Below are 20,212 nucleotides of genomic sequence, written 5' to 3' on the forward strand. Positions count from 1 at the left end.
GAGGGGTCAGGTCCAGCGGCCGGTGCGAGCCAGGAGCACGGCCGTGGCCGCGGTCCCGGCAGTCGATGTGCGCAGCACACTGCGCCCGAGGCGATACGCCTTGCCCCCCGCTTGTGCGAACAGCGCCAGCTCCTCCGGCGCCACGCCCCCTTCGGGCCCCACGACGAGCACGATCTCGCCGGACGACGGCAGTTCGGCCGTCGCCAGCGCCTCGTCCCCGCTCTCGTGCAGCACCGCGGCGAAGTCGGCACCGGCCAGGAGCGCGGCGACCTGCTTGGTCGTCGCCGCCTCCGCGACCTGCGGGAAGCGCACCCGGCGGGACTGCTTGCCCGCCTCCCGGGCCGTCGCCCGCCACTTGCCCAGCGCCTTCAGCCCGCGCTCGCCCTTCCACTGCGTGATGCAGCGCGCCGCCGCCCACGGCACGATCGCGTCGACGCCGACCTCGGTCATCGTCTCGACGGCCAGCTCCCCGCGGTCGCCCTTGGGCAGCGCCTGGACGACGGTCACCCGCGGCTGCTCCGGCGGCTCCTCCGTCACCGGGTCCAGCCGGACGACCAGCCGGTCCTTGCCCTCGGTGTCGAGCACGACACCGTCCGCCCAGCGCCCGGCCCCGTCCGTGAGGACCACGTCCTCTCCGGGGCGCAGCCGCTTCACGGAGACGGCGTGCCGTCCCTCCGGGCCGTCGAGGACGTAGCGGCCGCCTCCGCCCGCGTCGAAGTGCTCGACCACGAACACCGGAGCTGTCATCGCACTCCGCCTCCGCCCGACAACGCCGTCCGCGCCGCGGCGAGTTCAGCGGCCAGCACCTCCACGAGCTGCCCGGCGGGCAGCTCCCGCGCCATCCGGTGCCCCTGCCCGGCCCACAGCGCCATGCCCTGCGCGTCCCCCGCCTTGGCGGCGGCCTTGCGCAGCGGCGCGGTGAGGTGGTGGATCTCGGGATAGGCGGCGGGCGCGTACGGGCCATGCTCGCGCAGGAAGCGGTTGACCAGGCCGCGCGCCGGGCGCCCGGAGAAGGCCCGGGTCAACTCCGTACGGACGAACAGGGGGTGGGTCAGCGCCTGCTTGTGCAGGGCGTTCGCGCCCGACTCGGCGGTGGCGAGGAACGCGGTGCCGAGCTGGGCCGCGCTCGCGCCCGCGGCGAGGACGGCGGCGATCTGGCCGCCGCGCATGATGCCGCCGGCGGCGATGATCGGGATGCTGACGGTCTCCCGGATCTGGGCGACCAGCGACAGCAGCCCGATGCCGCAGCCGTCGGTCTCGGGCAGGTCCCGGTGCGTGCCCTGGTGGCCGCCGGCCTCGACGCCCTGCGCGATGACCGCGTCCGCGCCGGCCCGCTCGACGGCCCGGGCCTCGTCGGGGGTGGTGGCGGTGACCAGGACGAAGGTGCCGACCCGGTGCAGGGCGTCGACGACCTCCCGGCTCGGTGCGCCGAAGTGGAACGACACCACCGGCACGGGGTTGTCGCGCAGGACCGTGAGCTTGGTCTCGTAGCCGTCGTCGCGGCCGCTGTCCGGGTCGCCGAGCTCGGCCTCGTACCAGGAGGCCTCGCCGGCCAGCTGGTGGGCGTAGACGTCGATGGCGGCGGGGTCGGCGTACTCCGGCTGCGGCATGAAGAGGTTCACTCCGAACGGCCTGCCGGTGAGGCTCCTCAGCTGCTTGATCTCCTCGTACATCCCGTCGGCGGTCTTGTACCCGGCGGCGAGGAAGCCGAGTCCGCCCGCCTCGCACACGGCGGCGGCGAGCTTCGGCACGGAGACGCCGCCCGCCATGGGGGCCTGCACGATCGGGTGGGGGAAGAGATCGGTCAGCGCGGAGGACATGACCGCATGTTGTCACGTCCTCCGGACTACTCCGAAACCGGCCTGCCGTGTGGCATAGACCAGAGGAAAAGCCACCCGCAGGCCCCACGGGGAGCCGGCGTCAGCGCCCGTTGAACGCGTCCTTCAACCGCGAGAACAGCCCCTGCTGCCCCGGCTGGAACTGACCCGTGGGCCGTTCCTCGCCGCGCAGCTTGGCCAGCTCGCGGAGCAGGCGCTCCTGCTCGACGTCCAGCTTGTTCGGCGTCTGGACCTCGACGTGGACGATGAGGTCGCCGCGTCCGCCGCCCCGCAGGTGCGTGACACCGCGGCCGTGCAACGGGATCGACTGGCCGGACTGGGTGCCCGGGCGGATGTCGACCTCCTCCAGGCCGTCGAGCGTCTCCAGCGGCACCTTCGTGCCGAGGGCGGCCGCCGTCATCGGGAGCGTGACCGTGCAGTGCAGGTCGTCGCCGCGCCGCTGGAACTGCGAGTGCGGCAGTTCGTGGATCTCGACGTACAGGTCGCCCGCGGGGCCGCCGCCGGGACCGACCTCGCCCTCGCCCGCGAGCTGGATCCGCGTGCCGTTGTCGACACCGGCAGGGATCTTGACGGTGAGCGTACGGCGGGACCGCACGCGTCCGTCACCCGCGCACTCCGGGCACGGCGTGGGCACCACGGTGCCGAAGCCCTGGCACTGCGGGCAGGGCCGCGAGGTCATGACCTGACCGAGGAAGGACCGCGTGACCTGGGACACCTCACCGCGACCGCGGCACATGTCACACGTCTGGGCGGAGGTCCCCGGCGCCGCGCCCTCACCGTTACAGGTGTTGCAGACGACCGCCGTGTCGACCTGGATGTCCTTCGTCGTGCCGAAGGCCGCCTCGTCGAGCTCCACCTCGATGCGGATCATCGCGTCCTGGCCGCGGCGGGTGCGCGAGCGCGGGCCGCGCTGCGACGCCGTGCCGAAGAACGCGTCCATGATGTCGGAGAAGTTCCCGAACCCGCCGGCTCCGAAGCCGCCCGCGCCGCCGCCACCGGCCTGCGAGAGCGGGTCACCGCCGAGGTCGTAGACCTGCTTCTTCTGCGGGTCCGACAACACCTCGTAGGCGGCGTTGATCTCCTTGAACCGCTCCTGGGTCTTCGGATCGGGGTTGACGTCCGGGTGCAGCTCGCGGGCGAGCCGCCGGAAGGCCTTCTTGATCTCTTCCTGCGACGCGTCGCGGCGCACGCCGAGTACGGCGTAGTAGTCCGTGGCCACTACGACTCCGCCAGGATCTGTCCGACGTACCGTGCCACTGCGCGTACCGCTCCCATCGTTCCCGGGTAGTCCATGCGGGTCGGTCCGACCACGCCGAGCTTGGCGACAGCCTCGCCGCCCGAACCGTAGCCGACCGACACGACGGACGTGGAGTTGAGTCCTTCGTGGGCGTTCTCATGACCGATACGTACGGTCACGCCCGGATCCTTCGCCTCGCCGAGCAGCTTGAGGAGCACGACCTGCTCCTCCAGCGCCTCCAGCACCGGCCGGATCGTGAGGGGAAAGTCGTGCCCGAAGCGGGTCAGGTTGGCGGTGCCGCCGATCATCAGCCGCTCCTCGTTCTCCTCGACGAGCGTCTCCAGAAGTGTGGAGAGCACCGTGGAGACCGTACCCCGGTCCTCGTGCTCGAACGCCTCCGGCAGATCCTCCACCAGACTCGGCACATCCGCGAAACGGCGGTTCGCCACGCGGCTGTTGAGCCGCGCGCGCAGATCCGCGAGCGAGGCCTCGCCGAAGGGCGCCGGGCAGTCGACCACGCGCTGCTCGACCCGCCCGGTGTCCGTGATCAGCACGAGCATCAGCCGCGCGGGCGCGAGAGCGAGCAGCTCCACGTGCCGCACGGTCGAGCGGGTCAGCGACGGGTACTGCACGACGGCGACCTGGCGCGTGAGCTGGGCCAGCAGCCGCACCGTACGCGCCACGACGTCGTCGAGGTCGACGGCTCCCTCGAGGAAGTTCTGGATCGCGCGCCGCTCGGGCGCGGTCATCGGCTTGACCCCGGCCAGCTTGTCCACGAACAGCCGGTAGCCCTTGTCGGTGGGGATGCGCCCCGCGCTGGTGTGCGGCTGGGCGATGTACCCCTCGTCCTCCAGGGCCGCCATGTCGTTGCGGACGGTGGCCGGCGAGACGCCGAGGTTGTGCCGCTCGGTGAGGGCCTTGGAGCCCACCGGCTCCTCGGTGCCGACATAGTCCTGGACGATGGCGCGCAGCACCTGAAGCCTGCGTTCACTGAGCATTCGCGCACACCTCCAGAAGTCGTCCGCCCGGTGTCCTGCCTGTGAGGCCTGGCACTCTGCGCGTGCGAGTGCCAGCATTCCCCGCCCAGTGTACGGCTGTGAGGTACACCCCCGGCAAGGCTGGTCGCGTGCTGTCGTGCCCGGGGCGGCGGTCACCGCTAGCGTCGCCGTATGACGGTGACTTGGGAAGAGCTCGGATGGGAGCGCGTGGCCGCCGGGGTGGGGCGGTGCCGGCTCCCGGTGTGGGACTGCACGGCGGGGCTGGTCGCGGGTGAGGGCGCGGTCCTCATGATCGACGCGGGATCGAGCCCCGCCGAGGGAGCGCGGTTGCGCGAGCAGGCGCGGTCGCTCACCGGTCACCGTGTGACGCATCTCGCGCTGACCCATCCCCACTTCGACCATGTCTTCGGGGTGGCGGAGTTCACGGACGCGGAGGTGTTCGGCGCTGTGGGCGTGGACGCGGTGCTGACGCGCGTCCGGGACCGCGAGGAGCTGCGCGCCGACGCGGTGCGAGGCGGCCTGGCGCAGACCACCGCGCAGGAGGCGGCGGACCGGCTGGTCGCGCCCCGCCACCTGGTCTCCGGCGAGTGGACCCTCGACCTGGGCGGCGGGCGCCAGGTGCTGCTGGCCAACGTGGGGCCCGGGCACACCGCGCACGACCTGGCGGTGCTGGTGCCGGGTGATCCGGAAGTGGTGTTCTGCGGCGACCTGGTCGAGGAGTCCGGCGAGCCGCAGGCGGGCCCCGACGCCGTGCCCTCGCACTGGCCGGCCGCCCTGGACCGGCTGCTCGACCTGGGCGGCGAGGACGCGCTGTACGTGCCCGGTCACGGAGCGGTGGTGGACGCGGCGTTCGTACGCGCCCAGCGCGACGCTCTGGCGGCGCATTTCGGCGTGTCGCGGTGATCGCCGTACGCCTTCTCCTATCGTCATCCGAATGCGCCAGTACTCGCCCGATCTGACTCCGCCGTGGAAGAAGCCGAAGCCGGTGCCCGAGGTTCCGGCGGAGCCGGGCCTGGTGGTCGAGGAGTCCGGGACCGGTTTCTGCGGTGCGGTGATCCGCTGCGAGGCGGGCACGGTGACCTTGGAGGACCGCTTCGGCAAGCACCGGGTGTTTCCCATGGAGCCGCGCGGCTTCCTTCTGGAGGGCAGGGTCGTGACGCTGGTCCGCCCCTCGCCCGCCGGTCCCGCACGTCCCACCCGTACGGCCTCCGGTTCGGTGGCCGTCCCCGGCGCCCGCGCCCGCGTGGCCCGTGCCGGGCGCATCTACGTCGAGGGCCGGCACGACGCCGAGCTGGTCGAGAAGGTCTGGGGCGACGACCTGCGCATCGAGGGCGTGGTCGTGGAGTACCTGGAGGGCGTCGACGACCTGCCGTCGATCGTCGCCGACTTCGCCCCCGGCCCGGACGCGCGGCTGGGCGTCCTGGTGGACCACCTGGTGCCGGGCAGCAAGGAGTGGCGCATCGCCGAGTCGGTGACGAGCGACCACGCCCTGGTCGTCGGCCACCCCTACATCGACATCTGGGAAGCGGTGAAACCGTCGTCCCTGGGCATCGAGGCATGGCCTCGGATCCCGCGCGGCCAGGACTGGAAGACGGGGGTGTGCAGGGCGCTGGGCTGGCCGGAGAACACGGGCGCGGCCTGGCAGCGGATCCTGTCGGGCGTACGGTCGTACAAGGACCTGGAGCCGGAACTGCTGGGCAGGGTGGAGGAACTGATCGACTTCGTGACGGCTCCCTAGCTGCGGGCAATCGTGCCGCCAAGGGCGGCACGGGTGGGCGCAGCGGCACCCCGCTACGCCGGGCTGCGGACCCACCCGGCCTCAGCAACAACTCGGCAGCACCTCAGTCCACCAGGTCGCGCACCACGCCGTCCGCCAGCAACCGCCCCCGCAGCGTCAGCACAGCCCGCCCCTCCTCGTACGGCCGCTCCTGAAGCAGCCCGTCGGCCAAGGCCCGCCGAGAAGCCGCAAGCCCCTCCTCCCGCAGGAGGGACAACGGCACACCCTCTCGCAGCCGCAACTCCAGCAGGATCCGCTCGACCCGCCGGTCCTCCTCCGACAGCACCTCACGCCCGGCCCCGGGCGACCGCCCCGCCGCCAGCGCCCCCGCATACGCCCCGGGATGCTTCACGTTCCACCACCGCACCCCGCCCACGTGACTGTGCGCGCCCGGCCCGGCCCCCCACCAGTCGGCCCCCCGCCAGTACAGCTCGTTGTGCAGGCACCGCCCCGCCTCCGAGGTCGCCCAGTTCGACACCTCGTACCACTCGAAGCCCGCGCCCGAGAGGACCTCGTCCGCGATCAGGTACCGGTCGGCATGCACATCGTCGTCGGTCATCGGCACCTCGCCCCGGCGGATCCGCCGGGCCAGCTGCGTGCCCTCCTCGACGATCAGGGCGTACGCGCTGACGTGATCCGGCCCGGCCCCCAGCACCGCGTCCAGCGAGGCCCGCCAGTCGTCGTCGGACTCCCCCGGCGTGCCGTAGATCAGGTCGAGATTCACATGCTCGAACCCGGCCGCCCGGGCCTCCGCGACACACGCCTCCGGCCGCCCCGGCGTGTGCGTGCGGTCCAGCACCTTCAGGACATGCTGCCGCGCACTCTGCATCCCGAAGGAGATCCGGTTGAAGCCCCCTTCGCGCAGGGCCGCCAGATACGCCGGATCCACCGACTCCGGGTTCGCCTCGGTCGTGACCTCGGCGTCCTGTGCCAGCCCGAACTCGTCACGGACGGCCGCGAGCATCCGCACCAGGTCACCGGCGTCGAGCAGGGTGGGCGTCCCCCCGCCCACGAACACCGTACGAACGGGCCGGGGGTCGTCCCCCAGCACCTTCCGCGCCAGCCGGACCTCGTCCACCAGCGTCCCGGCGTAGTTGTCGCGCGAGGCCAGCACGCCACCGGTGCCGCGCAGCTCGGTCGCCGTGTAGGTGTTGAAGTCGCAGTAGCCGCAGCGGGTCGCGCAGTACGGAACGTGCAGATAGAACCCGAGCGGACGGTCGGCGGCCCCGGCGAGCGCGGACGCGGGCAGCGCGCCGTCGTCGGGGACGGGCTCACCGTCGGGGAGTGCGGAAGGCATGTCCTCCATTGTCCAGCACCCGGGCGGTCACTCGGCCTGGAGCACCAGCAGCGCCAGATCGTCCGCCGGGGGCCGCGCCCCGAACTCGTGCACCATCCGCTTGATCCGCTCAGCTATCAGCTCCGCGTCCAGCCCCGCGCACCCGGCCAGCGCCGTCGCCAGGCCGTCCCCGTCGTCGAACTGGCGCGAGCCGGAGCGGCGCTCGGTGACACCGTCGGTCACGCACAGCAGCGTGTCGCCGGACCGCAGCTCGAAGGTCTCACTGGCGTACGTGGCGTCCTCGACGACGCCCAGGAGCGTCTGGGGCTGCGCGGCCGTGTGGACCTCGCCGCCCGCCCCGAGCAGCAGGGGCAGCGGGTGCCCGGCGGAGGCGACGGTGCAGCGGACACCGCCGTCAAAGGGGGCGAGTTCGCCGTACAGCAAGGACAGGAAGCGGGTCTGGGGGCCGTCGCCGGGCGGGGTCGGCCGCGCACCGGCGGCCACCAGCGCCCGGGCCGCCGCGTCCGCGGCCTCCGTGGCGTCGTCGAGCAGCAGCTGGTTGAGGCGGTCGAGGACGTCGGCGACCCGATAGCCCTCACGGGCCAGCAGCCGCAGCCAGGGACGGGCCAGGCCGATCACGACGGCCGCCTCGGGCCCCTTGCCCTGGACGTCGCCGACGGCGAAGCACCAGCGGCCGTCACCCGCCGGGAACAGGTCGTAGAAGTCGCCGCTGGGCCCGCCCTTGTCGCACGGTTCGTAGACGAGGGCGCTGCGCACCCCGGGGATCTCGGCCACGGCGCCGGGCAGCAGTCCGCGCTGGAGGACGGCGCTGATGGTGGCCTGGCGGGCGTACTGGCGGGCGGCCCCGATGGCGAGCGCGACGCGGCGGCTGAGGTCCTCGACGAGGCCGGTGATCTCGTCGGGGAAGCCGGCGGACCCGGACCGTCCGATGACGAGGGTGCCCAGCGGGCGTCCGCCGGCGACGAGTCGGTACGCGAGGGCCGAGCCCGCCTCGCCGGGTGCGTCACCGAGCGCCTCACCGGGCCAGGGATAGTCGGCCGGCCCGGCCCCTGACGGGTCGGACGGGTGCGGTGCGTCCTTTTCCAGGGCCCGGCGCAGCTCCTCGATGCGGTTCTCGCTGCCGTGCCAGACCCGGGCCAGCCGGGGCCAGCCCGCTCCGGCCCCGCCGCTCCAGCCGCCGGCGGTGGCCTCGTCCTCCAGCCACACCGCGCACCAGTCGGCCAGCCGGGGCACGATCAACTGCCCGGCGAGGGCGGCGACCAGGTCCTCGTCGAGCTGTCCGGCGAGCAGGTCGGAGGCCTCGGCGAGGAAGGAGAGGGCCCCGCGGCCCAGCCAGGACCCGTCGCGTCCGTCACGGCCGTCGCAGTCCTCGTACCGCTCCCGCCACTCCCGCAGGTCGTGCCAGTCGCGCAGGTCGCCCGAGCCGCCGCCAGGGTCGTGCGGGTCCCGTGCGTCCCTTGGTCCCCTCTCCCGGGCCTCCCGCCCGGGGGGCGGCTCCGGCGCCAGGATCTCCGCCACGCGCAGCCCGCGCGCCAGCGCGTGCTCCCCGGCGTACGCCTCGATCTGATCGCCGGCCTCACATCCCCCGGCGGGCAACCGCGCCCAGACGGTCTTCCGGCCCGTGCGGTACGTGATGCCCCAGGCCTCGGAGAGCGCGCCGACGAGCCGCAGACCGCGCCCGTACTCCGGGGTGTCGTGCGGCGTTTCGGGCTCGCCGCCGCGCGGGGCGCGTGAGGGGTGGTGGTCGGAGACCTCGACGAGGAGCGCGGCCGTGTCCTTGTCGTCGCCTTCCAGCCGGCACTCCAGCTGGACGTCGGTGCCGGCGTGCACGACGGCGTTGGTGACGAGTTCGCTGACGACGAGCAGGGCGTCGTCGGCGAGACGGTCGGTGAGGTGCTCGGCGCCGGGCAGGCCGAGTCCGGTCCACTCGGTGATCGCCGCGCGCACCAGGGCGCGAGCGGAGCCCGGCGCGAGTGAGCTGCCGGGCAGGGTCGCGTACGCCCGCGCGCGCTCCTTCACGGGCGCCGCGGAAGCGACTGCGGACACCTCGGGTGCGATCACGGGCACCTCGGGTGCGATCGCGGACACCTCGGGTGCGATCACAGGCACCTCGGGTGCGATCGCGGACACCTCGGGTGCCATCACGGGCACCTCGGATCCGAGCCCGGGCACCTCAGCGGTGAGCACGGGCGCCTCCGATCCGACCACGGGCGTCTCCGACCCGACCACGGGCACCTCGGACCCGGGCACCGGCGCCTCGTTAGACGGCGCACACTCCTCGGAGACAACCCCCTCGTGCAGGGGCACAGACATCTCCGAAGCGTGCGCAGGCGCCTCTGAGGCACGGGAAGCGGTCTCCCGTTGCGTCGGAATGGCCCCCATGGACAGCTCCCCGGGCAGTTCGTACGAATACGCCACAGTCGATGCCGACAGGGTGACAGACTGGCCACGCCCATAAGCGCCGAGTTACCGAAGTGGGCCGTCATGAGTGAGAACAGTGCTACTCCTGTGGTCGAAGACCGGTACGAAGACGGTCAGATTCGTGCATCCGATCTGCGTCCCCTGCTCGCAGCCATGACAGCCGCCCGCGACGGCGACTTCACCAAGGTGCCGGAAACCGGCCACGGGATGGTGGCCGAACTCACCGCGGTCTACAACCAGATCATGGACCGCAGCGTCCACTTCACCACCGAGGTGCGGCGGGTGCGACGGGAGCTGGTGCGGCACGGCCGGCTCGACGAGCGGCTCTCGGCCAGCCCGGGACAGGGCCTGTGGACATCCCGCGTCAACGACGTGAACCAGCTGCTCGACGCCCTCGTCGCCCCGGCGGCGAACGCCACGCGCGTGCTGGACGCGGTGGCCGGCGGCGATCTGACCCAGCGGGTCGATCTGCACGACGGCACGCGGGAATTACGCGGCGACCTGCGGCGCCTCGGCCGGGCCGTGAACAAGATGGTGGACCAGCTCTCCCTGTTCACCGGCGAGGTGACACGGGTCGCGCGCGAGGTCGGCACCGAGGGGCGGCTCGGCGGCCGGGCCAAGGTGCAGGGACTGTCGGGGAGTTGGCGGGACGTGACCGAGGCCGTCAACACGATGGCGGCCCGGCTGACGGCACAGGTGCGGGACATCGCGGCGGTCACGACGGCCGTGGCACGCGGCGATCTGACCCGCACAGTCACGGTGGAGGCGACCGGCGAACTGCTGGAACTGAAGCTGACCGTGAACACGATGGTGGACCAGCTCTCCGCCTTCGCCGACGAGGTCACCCGCGTCGCCCGCGAGGTCGGCACCGAGGGCCAGCTGGGCGGCCGGGCACAGGTCCGGGGCGTCTCGGGCGTCTGGAAGGACCTCACCGACAACGTCAACTTCATGGCGTCGAACCTGACCTCCCAGGTCCGCAACATCGCCCAGGTGACGACGGCCGTGGCCAACGGCGACCTGTCCCAGAAGATCACGGTCGACGCGCAGGGCGAGATCCTGGAGCTCAAGTCCACGATCAACACGATGGTCGACCAGCTCTCCGCCTTCGCCGACGAGGTCACCCGCGTCGCCCGGGAAGTCGGCACCGAGGGCAACCTCGGCGGCCGGGCCCAGGTGCGAGGCGTGTCCGGCGTCTGGAAGGACCTCACCGACAACGTCAACTTCATGGCCGACAACCTCACCTCCCAGGTGCGGAACATCGCCCTCGTCTCCACCGCCGTCGCCCAGGGGGACCTCGGCAAGAAGATCACGGTGGAGGCCAAGGGCGAGATCCTGGAGCTGAAGTCCACGATCAACACCATGGTCGACCAGCTCTCCGCCTTCGCCGACGAGGTCACCCGCGTCGCCCGCGAGGTCGGCACCGAGGGCAACCTCGGCGGGCAGGCCCAGGTCCGGGGCGTCTCCGGCGTCTGGAAGGACCTCACCGACAACGTCAACTTCATGGCGCTGAACCTGACCTCGCAGGTCCGCAACATCGCCCAGGTGACGACGGCCGTGGCCAACGGCGACCTGTCGAAGAAGATCACGGTCGACGCCCGCGGCGAGATCCTCGAGCTCAAGGACACCGTCAACACGATGGTGGAGCAGCTGCGCGCCTTCGCCGACGAGGTCACGCGGGTCGCCCGCGAGGTCGGCACCGACGGCCGGCTCGGCGGGCGGGCCCAGGTGCTGGGCGTCTCCGGCGTCTGGCGGGACCTGACGGACAACGTCAACTCCATGGCCGACAACCTCACCTCCCAGGTGCGCAACATCGCCCAGGTCGCGACGGCCGTGGCGCAGGGCGACCTGTCCCGGAAGATCGACGTGGACGCGCGCGGCGAGATCCTGGAGCTGAAGACCACGATCAACACGATGGTCGACACGCTGTCCTCCTTCGCCTCGGAGGTCACGCGCGTGGCCCGCGAGGTCGGCTCCGAGGGACAGCTCGGCGGCCAGGCCAGGGTCGAGGGCGTCTACGGCACCTGGAAGCGCCTGACGACGAACGTCAACGAACTGGCCTCGAACCTCACCACCCAGGTCCGCGCGATCGCCGAGGTCGCCTCCGCCGTGGCCCAGGGCGACATGTCCCGCTCGATCACGGTCGAGACCCGCGGCGAGGTCGCCGAGCTGAAGGACAACATCAACCTGATGGTGGCCAACCTGCGCGAGACGACCCGCGCGAAGGACTGGCTGGAGTCCAACCTGGCCCGCCTCGCCTCTCTGATGCAGGGCCACCGCGACCTGATGGAGGTCGCCGACCTGATACTGCGTGAGCTGACCCCGCTGGTGAACGCCCAGTACGGCGCGTTCTACCTGGCCGATCCGGAGGAGGCCGGAGCGACGGTTCCCACCAAGGGGCTCGCCTTCATCGCCGGCTACGGCGCCGCCCAGGACGCGACCGTCGAGACCGGCGGCCTGCCGGTGCACGGCCTGGTCGCGCAGGCGGCCCGGGAGAAGAAGCGGATCCTGGTCGAGGGCGCCCCGCCCGACTACATCAAGATCAACAGCGGCCTCGGCGAGGCGGCCCCGACCACGATCGTCATCATCCCGATCCTCTTCGAGGACAAGCTCCTCGGCGTCATCGAGCTCGCCTCCTTCTCCCGCTTCTCCGATGTGCACCTGGCCTTCTTCGACCAGTTCGTCAACACGATCGGCGTCGCCATCAACACGATCATCGCCAACTCCCGCACAGAGTCCCTGCTCGGCGAGTCCCAGCGCCTGGCGATGCAACTCCAGGAACGCTCGGACGAACTCCAGAAGCAGCAGGGCGAGCTGCAGCGCTCCAACGCCGAACTGGAGGAGAAGGCCGCCCTGCTGGCCACGTCCTCGCAGTACAAGTCGGAGTTCCTGGCGAACATGTCGCACGAGCTGCGCACCCCGCTCAACTCCCTGCTGATCCTGGCCCGGCTGCTCTCCGACAACCCGGACGGTCATCTCTCCGACCAGGAGGTGCAGTTCGCGACGACGATCCACCGCTCGGGCTCGGACCTCCTCCAGCTGATCAACGACATCCTGGACCTGTCGAAGATCGAGGCCGGCCGGATGGACGTACGCCCCAAGCGGCTCCCCCTCATCAAGCTGCTCGACTACGTCCACGCCACGTTCCGCCCCCTCACCATCGACCGGGGGCTCGCCTTCGAGCTGGCGGTCGGCGAGGACGTACCGCGCGAGATGTACTCGGACGAACAGCGCCTCCAGCAGATCCTGCGCAACCTCCTCTCCAACGCGATCAAGTTCACCGCGTCGGGCAAGGTCGAGCTGCGGGTCGACCGGGTGCAGGACGCCGGGCACCGATGGGGGTCCCCCGTCGAGGGTGGGGGAGTCCGGGACACCGACGACATCATCGCCTTCGCCGTGTCCGACACCGGCATCGGCATCGCGCCGGAGAAACTCCCGGTGATCTTCGAGGCGTTCCAGCAGGCCGACGGCACCACCAACCGCAAGTACGGCGGCACCGGCCTCGGCCTGTCCATCAGCCGGGAGATCGCGGGCCTGCTCGGGGGCAGGATCGTCGCCGAGAGCGAACCCGGCAAGGGCTCCACATTCACCCTGTACGTGCCTGTCGTGAGCCCCGGTCACACGGCACCGGGGCCGGGGCCGGCCCCCGGGGATCCCCAGGATGTGCCCCTGCCCCTCCAGCCGGCCACCGCCGGACCGTTCCCGGCCGCCTACGACACGGACGACGCCTGGCCCTCGCCGACCAGGCTGGAGGCGTGGACGTCCGGCAGGCCGGGCCGGATCCTGGCCGGGCGGCGGGTGCTGATCGTCGACGACGACATCCGCAACGTCTTCGCCCTCACCCATGTGCTGGGCCGCGTCGGCATGACCGTGCTGTACGCGGAGAACGGCCGCGAGGGCATCGAGACGCTGGAGCGCACCCCGGACATCGGACTGGTCCTGATGGACATCATGATGCCGGAGATGGACGGCTACGAGACCATCGGCGCCATCCGCCGCACCCCGCGCTGGGCGGACCTGCCCATCGTCGCCCTGACCGCGAAGGCGATGCCCGGCGACCGCGAGAAGTCCATCGCCTCAGGCGCCAACGACTACGTGCCCAAGCCGGTGGACATCGACCGGCTGCTGACGGTCGTGTGCGAACTGCTGAGCCCGGACGACACGCGGGAGACGGGGGGCACGGAGGAGGCCCGACCGTCATGAGCACCGCACGCGCCGGAATCCTCCTGGTCGACGACATGGAGGACAACCTGACCGCCCTGGAGGCCGTCCTCGCCTCCCTCAACGAGCCTCTGATACGCGCCCGTTCCGGCGAGGAGGCGATGAAGGCGGTGCTGCGGCAGCCCATCGCCCTGGTCCTGCTCGACGTCCGCATGCCCGGCATGGACGGCTTCGAGACGGCCGCCCACATCAAACGCCTGGACCAGACCCGCGACGTCCCGATCATCTTCCTGACGGGCGCGGACGACGACTCGGGCTACGCCTTCCGCGGCTACGCGACAGGCGCCGCCGACTACGTGACCAAGCCCTTCGACCCCTGGGTGCTGAGGGCGAAGGTCAGCGTCTTCCTGGACCTCTACCGCAAGGGCAGAGAGGTGGAACGCCTGCGTACGGAGATCCAGGAGCTAAAACGCCGAGTGGATGAAGGTACCTGAGGGGCGCGGGGAACTGCGCGAGCAACCACAACGAACCCGCAGCCGCCGACGAATCCCCGCGCCACCCCTACGCCTCGCGAGACCCCTCGTACATCTCCTCGATCAGATGCTTGTACTCCCGCTCCACAACCGGCCGCTTCAGCTTCAGGCTCGGCGTGATCTCACCATGCTCGACGTCGAGGTCACGCGGCAGCAACCGGAACTTCTTGATGGTCTGCCACCGCTGAAGCCCCTGGTTGAGCTGCTTCACGTACCCGTCGACCATCTCCACGGTGACCGGAGAGGAGACGATCTCCTCGTACGACTTCCCCTCCAGCCCGTTCTCCTTCGCCCACTCCGTGATCGCGACCTCGTCGAGCGCGATGAGCGCCGTGCAGAAGTTCCGGTCGGCCCCGTGCACGAGGATGTTGGAGACGTACGGGCACACCGCCTTGAACTGCCCCTCGACCTCGGCCGGCGCGATGTACTTGCCGCCCGACGTCTTGATGAGGTCCTTCTTGCGGTCGGTGATCCGCAGATACCCGTCGGGCGACAGCTCCCCGATGTCCCCCGTGTGGAACCAGCCGTCCTCCTCCAGCACCTCGGCGGTCTTCTCGGGCAGCTTGTGGTAGCCCTCCATGATGCCCGGGCCGCGCAGCAGGATCTCCCCGTCGTCGGCGATCCGCACCTCCGTGCCGGGCAGCGGCTTGCCGACCGTACCGGTGCGGTAGGCCTCGCCCGGGTTGACGAACGACGCCGCCGAGGACTCGGTCAGGCCGTAGCCCTCCAGGATGTGGATGCCGGCGCCGGAGAAGAAGTACCCGATCTCGGGTGCCAGCGCCGCCGAGCCCGAGACGCACGCCCGCAGGTTCCCGCCGAAGGCCTCCCGGATCTTGGCGTACACCAGCGCGTCCGCGACCTTGTGCTTCGCGCCCAGCCCGAACGGCACGGACATGGTCCCGGTACGCCGGAAGTTGTCCTGGGCGGCCTTGGCGTACTCGCGGGCGACCTCGGCGGCCCACTGGAAGATCTTGTACTTGGCGCCGCCGCCTGCCCGGGCCTTCGCGGCGACACCGTTGTAGACCTTCTCGAAGATGCGCGGCACGGCCGCCATGTACGTCGGCTGCACCACCGGCAGATTCTCGATGATCTTGTCGACGCGGCCGTCCACGGCGGTGACGTGCCCGACCTCGATCTGGCCGGAGGTGAGCACCTTGCCGAAGACGTGCGCGAGGGGCAGCCACAGGTACTGCACGTCCTCGCCGCTGATCAGCCCGGTCGCGGCGATCGCCTTCGCCATGTACGACCAGTTGTCGTGCGGGAGGCGCACGCCCTTGGGACGGCCGGTGGTGCCGGAGGTGTAGATGAGGGTGGCCAGCTGGTCCTTGGTGATCGCGCCGACCCGCTCCTTGATCAGGTCGGGGTCCTTCTCCAGCCGGGCCGCGCCGCGCTTCTCCAGCTCGTCCAGGGTGAGGATCCAGTCGGCGGTCTCGACCCCGGCCGGGTCGACGACCACGACATGGGTGAGGTCGGGCAGCTCGGCGCGCTTCTCCTGCGCCTTGGCCAGCTGCTCGACGTTCTCCGCGATGAGCACCCGGCTCTCGGAGTCCGACAGGATGTACGCCGACTCCTCGGCGTTGGTCTGCGGGTAGACCGTGGTCGTGGCGGCGCCGGCGCACATGATGCCGAGATCGGCGAGGATCCACTCGATGCGGGTGCTGGACGCGAGGGCGACGCGCTGCTCGGGCTGGACGCCGAGCTCGATGAGCCCGGCCGCGATGGCGTAGACCCGCTCGGCGGTCTGCGCCCAGCTCAGCGACTTCCAGTCGTCCGGCCCCTGCCCCGAGGACGCGGGCACCGGATAGCGGTAGGCCTCGGCGTCCGGCGTGGCCGCCACGCGGTCCAGGAAGAGGCCCGCCACGGACGGCGGACGGTTCTCGATCAGTGTCTGTGTGTCGCTCACGACATCCTCCGGGGCCCGCGACAGTGCGGCTGGCTCAGGTGCGGCTGGGTTTGACTCACGAGCTGCTGTTCGCGAGCCGTTGTTTAACTCGCGAGTAACTATCGAGCAGGGATCAGAGTAAAGGTCGACCGGCCGCTGCGTAAGGGTCCGCGGCCTGTCACTTCCTACAGAGAGCTACCCCGTATACGCACAGCGGCCCGCCGCACTTTCGCACGACAGGCCCCTGTACTACCCGGTTTGCGGCGTAACCCGCGGTAACACGTGATTACTTCTTGCCCTTGCCCGACCCCGCGCTGTCATCACTCGACAGGACGGCGATGAACGCCTCCTGTGGAACTTCCACAGAACCCACCATCTTCATCCGCTTCTTGCCCTCCTTCTGCTTCTCCAGCAGCTTCCGCTTACGGGAGATGTCACCGCCGTAGCACTTGGCGAGGACGTCCTTGCGGATGGCGCGGATGGTCTCGCGGGCGATGACCCGGGAGCCGATGGCGGCCTGGACCGGCACCTCGAAGGCCTGCCGCGGGATGAGCTCCTTGAGCTTCGCGACGAGCCGCACGCCATAGGCGTACGCCTGGTCCTTGTGGGTGATCGCCGAGAACGCGTCGACCTTGTCGCCGTGCAGCAGGATGTCGACCTTGACCAGGCTGGAGGTCTGCTCGCCGGTGGGCTCGTAGTCGAGCGAGGCGTAGCCGCGGGTCTTGGACTTCAGCTGGTCGAAGAAGTCGAAGACGATCTCGGCGAGGGGCAGGGTGTAGCGGACCTCGACCCGCTCCTCGGAGAGGTAGTCCATGCCGAGCAGGGTGCCGCGCCGGGTCTGGCACAACTCCATGATCGACCCGATGAACTCGCTGGGCGCCAGGATGGTGGCCCGCACGACCGGCTCGTAGACCTCCGAGATCTTGCCCTCGGGGAACTCGCTCGGGTTGGTGACCGTGTGCTCGGTGCCGTCCTCCATGACGACGCGGTAGACCACGTTCGGCGCGGTGGCGATCAGGTCGAGCCCGAACTCGCGCTCCAGCCGCTCCCGGATCACGTCCAGGTGCAGCAGGCCGAGGAAACCGACGCGGAAGCCGAAGCCGAGGGCGGCGGAGGTCTCCGGCTCGTAGACCAGCGCGGCGTCGTTGAGCTGGAGCTTGTCGAGGGCCTCGCGCAGCTCCGGGTAGTCCGAGCCGTCCAGGGGATAGAGGCCGGAGAAGACCATGGGCTTGGGGTCCTTGTAGCCGCCCAGCGGCTTCTCGGCGCCCTTGGACTGGCTGGTGACGGTGTCACCGACCTTGGATTGGCGGACGTCCTTCACGCCGGTGATGAGATAGCCCACCTCACCGACGCCGAGACCGTCGGACGCCAGCATCTCCGGCGAGTTGGTGCCGATCTCCAGCAGCTCGTGCGTCGCGCCGGTGGACATCATCTTGATGCGCTCACGCTTGTTGAGCTGCCCGTCGATGACACGGACGTACGTCACCACGCCCCGGTAGGAGTCGTAGACGGAGTCGAAGATCATGGCACGCGCGGGGGCGTCCTTCACGCCGACCGGGGCCGGGACCTGTTCGACGACCTTGTCCAGCAGCGCCTCGACACCGAGCCCGGTCTTGGCGGAGACCTTGAGCACGTCGTCGGGCTCGCACCCGATGAGGTGGGCGAGCTCCTCGGCGAACTTCTCGGGCTGCGCGGCCGGCAGGTCGATCTTGTTCAGCACGGGGATGATCGTGAGGTCGTTCTCCATCGCCAGGTAGAGGTTGGCGAGGGTCTGCGCCTCGATGCCCTGGGCCGCGTCGACCAGGAGGATGGTGCCCTCACAGGCGGCGAGCGATCGCGAGACCTCGTAGGTGAAGTCGACGTGCCCCGGGGTGTCGATCATGTTCAGGATGTGCGTCTTGCTCTTGTCGTGGGACGGGGCCCACGGGAGTCGCACCGCCTGGGACTTGATCGTGATACCGCGCTCACGCTCGATGTCCATGCGGTCGAGGTACTGAGCACGCATCTGCCGCTGCTCGACCACTCCGGTCAGCTGGAGCATCCGGTCGGCGAGCGTGGACTTGCCGTGGTCGATGTGCGCGATGATGCAGAAATTGCGGATCAGAGCCGGGTCGGTTCGGCTCGGCTCGGGCACATGGCTAGGGATCGCGGGCACGCAGGGTCCTGATTCTTGAGGCGTCCGCAGTGTCTGCGGTCTCGGGTCGGATCGGATCGATACGTAGCCTCCATGGTCCCACGGGTGGGGACCATGGACGGGTTTGGGCCATGAATGCGCCCGCTGGTACCGTGGGGGGCTGTGCCTCATGCCCTCTCGCAGGAGGCACTCCTTCAAGAAATCACCCGGTACAGGACCGTGCGGCACCCGTGCGGCCACGTGCCAGAACCTGAGAAGGCTCATTCGTGGCGAACATCAAGTCCCAGATCAAGCGGATCAAGACCAACGAGAAGGCGCGGCTGCGCAACAAGGCCGTCAAGTCCTCCCTCAAGACCGCGATCCGCAAGGCCCGTGAGGCTGCTGCCGCGGGTGACGTCGAGAAGGCCACCGAGTACCAGCGCGCTGCCGCGCGTCAGCTCGACAAGGCCGTCTCGAAGGGCGTCATCCACAAGAACCAGGCTGCCAACAAGAAGTCGGCGCTGGCTCAGAAGGTCGCCGCGCTCAAGGGCTGACGTCTGATGTGACGCCGGAGGGAATCGAGCGGGCCCTCTCTCATCCGCTCCCGTCCGGCACCCCTCGGGTCCGCGCGCGGCCTGCGTTCGCCACGCGGGCGCGGATCCAACAGCTTGAACCGAAGGCCGGTTGCCCTCCTGTTCCCCATGGGAAGGCACCCGGCCTTCGGCCTGTTCAGGACCAGAACTCGTTGTTCTTGTCGATGTCCTCGACGCACTCGTCGAGGTCGGTGACCTTGTCCCCGACGATCCTGAAGATGATGCAGCCGGTGTCGTCCAGGTGCTTGCCGTTGCGTTCGGCCGTGAAGCGGGTCATGCCGACCGCGTGGCCGCGGCCGTCGACACCGATGCCGATCAGTTCGGCGCGCATCGTCCCGTTGGTCTCCGCGCCGAGCCGTTCGTACATCTCGATGATCGAGTCCACGCCCTTGAAGTCACCCGACAACGGGTGGTCTCCGGGCACGTGGTGCGTGGCGTCCCCGGCGATCAGCCCGCGCAAGGTGTCCATGTCACCGCGCGAGAAGGCCTCGAATCCCTTGCGGACCAGCGCTGCGTGCGGGTGTTCAGCCATGGCCTTCGCCACCTCTCCGTCGCTTGGCGAATACGGCTGACACTCCCGATTCTCCCTCCGGGCAGCTCTCGCGGCACAGTGGAGACATGGACGCGGACGACAGAGCAGACAGCAGGGCGGACGACGGGGACGTGCTGACGGGGGCCCGGGTGGCGACCAGGCTGCCCGCCCAGGATCTGGACCGGGCGCGGCGCTTCTACTCCGAGAAACTCGGTCTTGAGCCGGTCGACGAACGGCCCGGCGGACTGCTGTACCGCTGCGGCGGCGCGGATTTCGTGCTGTTCCGGTCGACGGGGGCCTCGCCCGGCACCTTCACCCAGATGGCGCTGGAGGTGAGCGACATCAAGGCCGCCGTGGCGGAGCTCAAGCGGCGCGGCGTGGTCTTCGAGGAGGTCGACGTGCCCGGCTTCCGCACGGAGGGCGGGATCGCCGAGATCGAGGGGAACTACCCGAGCAAGGGCGCCCGGGGCGAACGCGGCGCCTGGTTCCACGACAGCGAGGGGAACCTGCTGGGGATCGGGGAGCCGGTCTACTGAGCCACCGCCCGGTCCGCCGGGAGGCAGCTCGGCCGGCGGATGCCGATGCCCTGGGAACGAGGGAAACCCGCTGCCCATCAGCGCGCCAGTCCACTCAGACACCCCCAGGGACAGCCCGGCCGGCCGACGCCGATCCCCGGGAGCGAGGGAAACCCGCTGCCAATCGGCGAGCCGGTCCACTCAGACACCCCCAGGGGCAGCTCGGCCAGCCGACGCCGAACCCCGGGAGCGAGAGAAACCCGCTGCCCATCAGCGAGCCGGTCCACTCAGACACCTACAGGGACAGCCCGGCCGACC

General features: G+C 70.6%; 15 protein-coding genes. 6 read left to right on the forward strand and 9 right to left on the reverse strand.

Going from position 1 to position 20,212, the window contains the following annotated elements; genetic code table 11:
* Positions 1-6 precede the first annotated feature (6 nt).
* From ACH4G3_RS07995 to hrcA, 4 genes are all read right to left on the reverse strand, one after another.
* Positions 7-747 carry a 16S rRNA (uracil(1498)-N(3))-methyltransferase gene (locus ACH4G3_RS07995; RefSeq protein ID WP_397623686.1) on the reverse strand — a complete coding sequence of 247 codons (741 nt, stop codon included), beginning with the start codon at positions 745-747 and terminating at the stop codon, positions 7-9.
* Positions 744-1,820, reverse strand: a complete 1,077-nt coding sequence (locus tag ACH4G3_RS08000; RefSeq protein WP_397623687.1) for a nitronate monooxygenase — start codon at positions 1,818-1,820, stop codon at positions 744-746. Before ACH4G3_RS08000 ends, ACH4G3_RS07995 begins: the two co-directional genes overlap by 4 nt.
* Positions 1,821-1,920: 100 nt before the next feature.
* Positions 1,921-3,057 (reverse strand): molecular chaperone DnaJ, encoded by a 1,137-nt coding sequence (dnaJ, locus tag ACH4G3_RS08005; protein WP_020270536.1) that lies wholly within the window; start codon positions 3,055-3,057, stop codon positions 1,921-1,923.
* Complete coding sequence (gene hrcA / locus ACH4G3_RS08010; RefSeq protein WP_020270537.1) at positions 3,057-4,073, reverse strand: heat-inducible transcriptional repressor HrcA; 1,017 nt, start codon at positions 4,071-4,073, stop codon at positions 3,057-3,059. Before hrcA ends, dnaJ begins: the two co-directional genes overlap by 1 nt.
* Positions 4,074-4,244: 171 nt before the next feature.
* On the opposite strand from hrcA, the gene ACH4G3_RS08015 reads away from it, so the two are divergent.
* Both ACH4G3_RS08015 and ACH4G3_RS08020 read left to right on the forward strand, forming a co-directional pair.
* The gene (locus ACH4G3_RS08015) at positions 4,245-4,976 is read left to right on the forward strand and encodes an MBL fold metallo-hydrolase (RefSeq protein ID WP_397623688.1); all 732 of its coding nucleotides are present in this window, start codon (positions 4,245-4,247) and stop codon (positions 4,974-4,976) included.
* A 31-nt stretch (positions 4,977-5,007) separates the two neighbouring features.
* Entirely contained in the window at positions 5,008-5,811 is an 804-nt protein-coding gene (locus ACH4G3_RS08020) for a DUF3097 domain-containing protein (protein ID WP_397623689.1), read from the forward strand.
* A gap of 103 nt (positions 5,812-5,914) precedes the next feature.
* Here the strand turns inward: ACH4G3_RS08020 and hemW are convergent, their stop codons facing one another.
* Together hemW and ACH4G3_RS08030 are read right to left on the reverse strand one after the other, a co-directional pair.
* Entirely contained in the window at positions 5,915-7,147 is a 1,233-nt protein-coding gene (gene hemW, locus ACH4G3_RS08025; protein WP_397623690.1) for a radical SAM family heme chaperone HemW, read from the reverse strand.
* A gap of 27 nt (positions 7,148-7,174) precedes the next feature.
* The gene (locus ACH4G3_RS08030) at positions 7,175-9,289 is read right to left on the reverse strand and encodes a SpoIIE family protein phosphatase (protein WP_397624088.1); all 2,115 of its coding nucleotides are present in this window, start codon (positions 9,287-9,289) and stop codon (positions 7,175-7,177) included.
* A 342-nt stretch (positions 9,290-9,631) separates the two neighbouring features.
* Between ACH4G3_RS08030 and ACH4G3_RS08035 the strand changes: the two genes are divergently transcribed.
* Both ACH4G3_RS08035 and ACH4G3_RS08040 read left to right on the forward strand, forming a co-directional pair.
* Positions 9,632-13,768 (forward strand): HAMP domain-containing protein, encoded by a 4,137-nt coding sequence (locus ACH4G3_RS08035; protein WP_397623691.1) that lies wholly within the window; start codon positions 9,632-9,634, stop codon positions 13,766-13,768.
* The gene (locus ACH4G3_RS08040; protein ID WP_397623692.1) at positions 13,765-14,220 is read left to right on the forward strand and encodes a response regulator; all 456 of its coding nucleotides are present in this window, start codon (positions 13,765-13,767) and stop codon (positions 14,218-14,220) included. The genes ACH4G3_RS08035 and ACH4G3_RS08040 overlap by 4 nt, the downstream gene beginning before the upstream one ends.
* A 67-nt stretch (positions 14,221-14,287) precedes the next feature.
* On the opposite strand, the gene ACH4G3_RS08045 is transcribed toward ACH4G3_RS08040, so the two are convergent.
* Together ACH4G3_RS08045 and lepA are read right to left on the reverse strand one after the other, a co-directional pair.
* On the reverse strand, positions 14,288-16,162 hold the full coding sequence (locus tag ACH4G3_RS08045; RefSeq protein ID WP_397623693.1) for an AMP-dependent synthetase/ligase: 1,875 nt from the start codon (positions 16,160-16,162) through the stop codon (positions 14,288-14,290).
* 265 nt (positions 16,163-16,427) lie between these two features.
* On the reverse strand, positions 16,428-18,296 hold the full coding sequence (lepA, locus tag ACH4G3_RS08050; RefSeq protein ID WP_037667194.1) for a translation elongation factor 4: 1,869 nt from the start codon (positions 18,294-18,296) through the stop codon (positions 16,428-16,430).
* Between the two features lie 245 nt (positions 18,297-18,541).
* On the opposite strand from lepA, the gene rpsT reads away from it, so the two are divergent.
* Positions 18,542-18,808, forward strand: a complete 267-nt coding sequence (gene rpsT / locus ACH4G3_RS08055; protein ID WP_010042013.1) for a 30S ribosomal protein S20 — start codon at positions 18,542-18,544, stop codon at positions 18,806-18,808.
* 175 nt (positions 18,809-18,983) lie between these two features.
* Here rpsT and ACH4G3_RS08060 read toward each other — a convergent pair whose 3' ends face one another.
* The gene (locus ACH4G3_RS08060) at positions 18,984-19,379 is read right to left on the reverse strand and encodes a nuclear transport factor 2 family protein (protein ID WP_354735782.1); all 396 of its coding nucleotides are present in this window, start codon (positions 19,377-19,379) and stop codon (positions 18,984-18,986) included.
* 86 nt (positions 19,380-19,465) lie between these two features.
* Here ACH4G3_RS08060 and ACH4G3_RS08065 point away from each other — a divergent pair, with 86 nt between their 5' ends.
* Entirely contained in the window at positions 19,466-19,915 is a 450-nt protein-coding gene (locus ACH4G3_RS08065) for a VOC family protein (RefSeq protein ID WP_397623694.1), read from the forward strand.
* Positions 19,916-20,212 lie beyond the last annotated feature (297 nt).

Source organism: Streptomyces afghaniensis, from assembly GCF_044327915.1.
Taxonomy (GTDB): Bacteria; Actinomycetota; Actinomycetes; order Streptomycetales; family Streptomycetaceae; genus Streptomyces; species Streptomyces afghaniensis.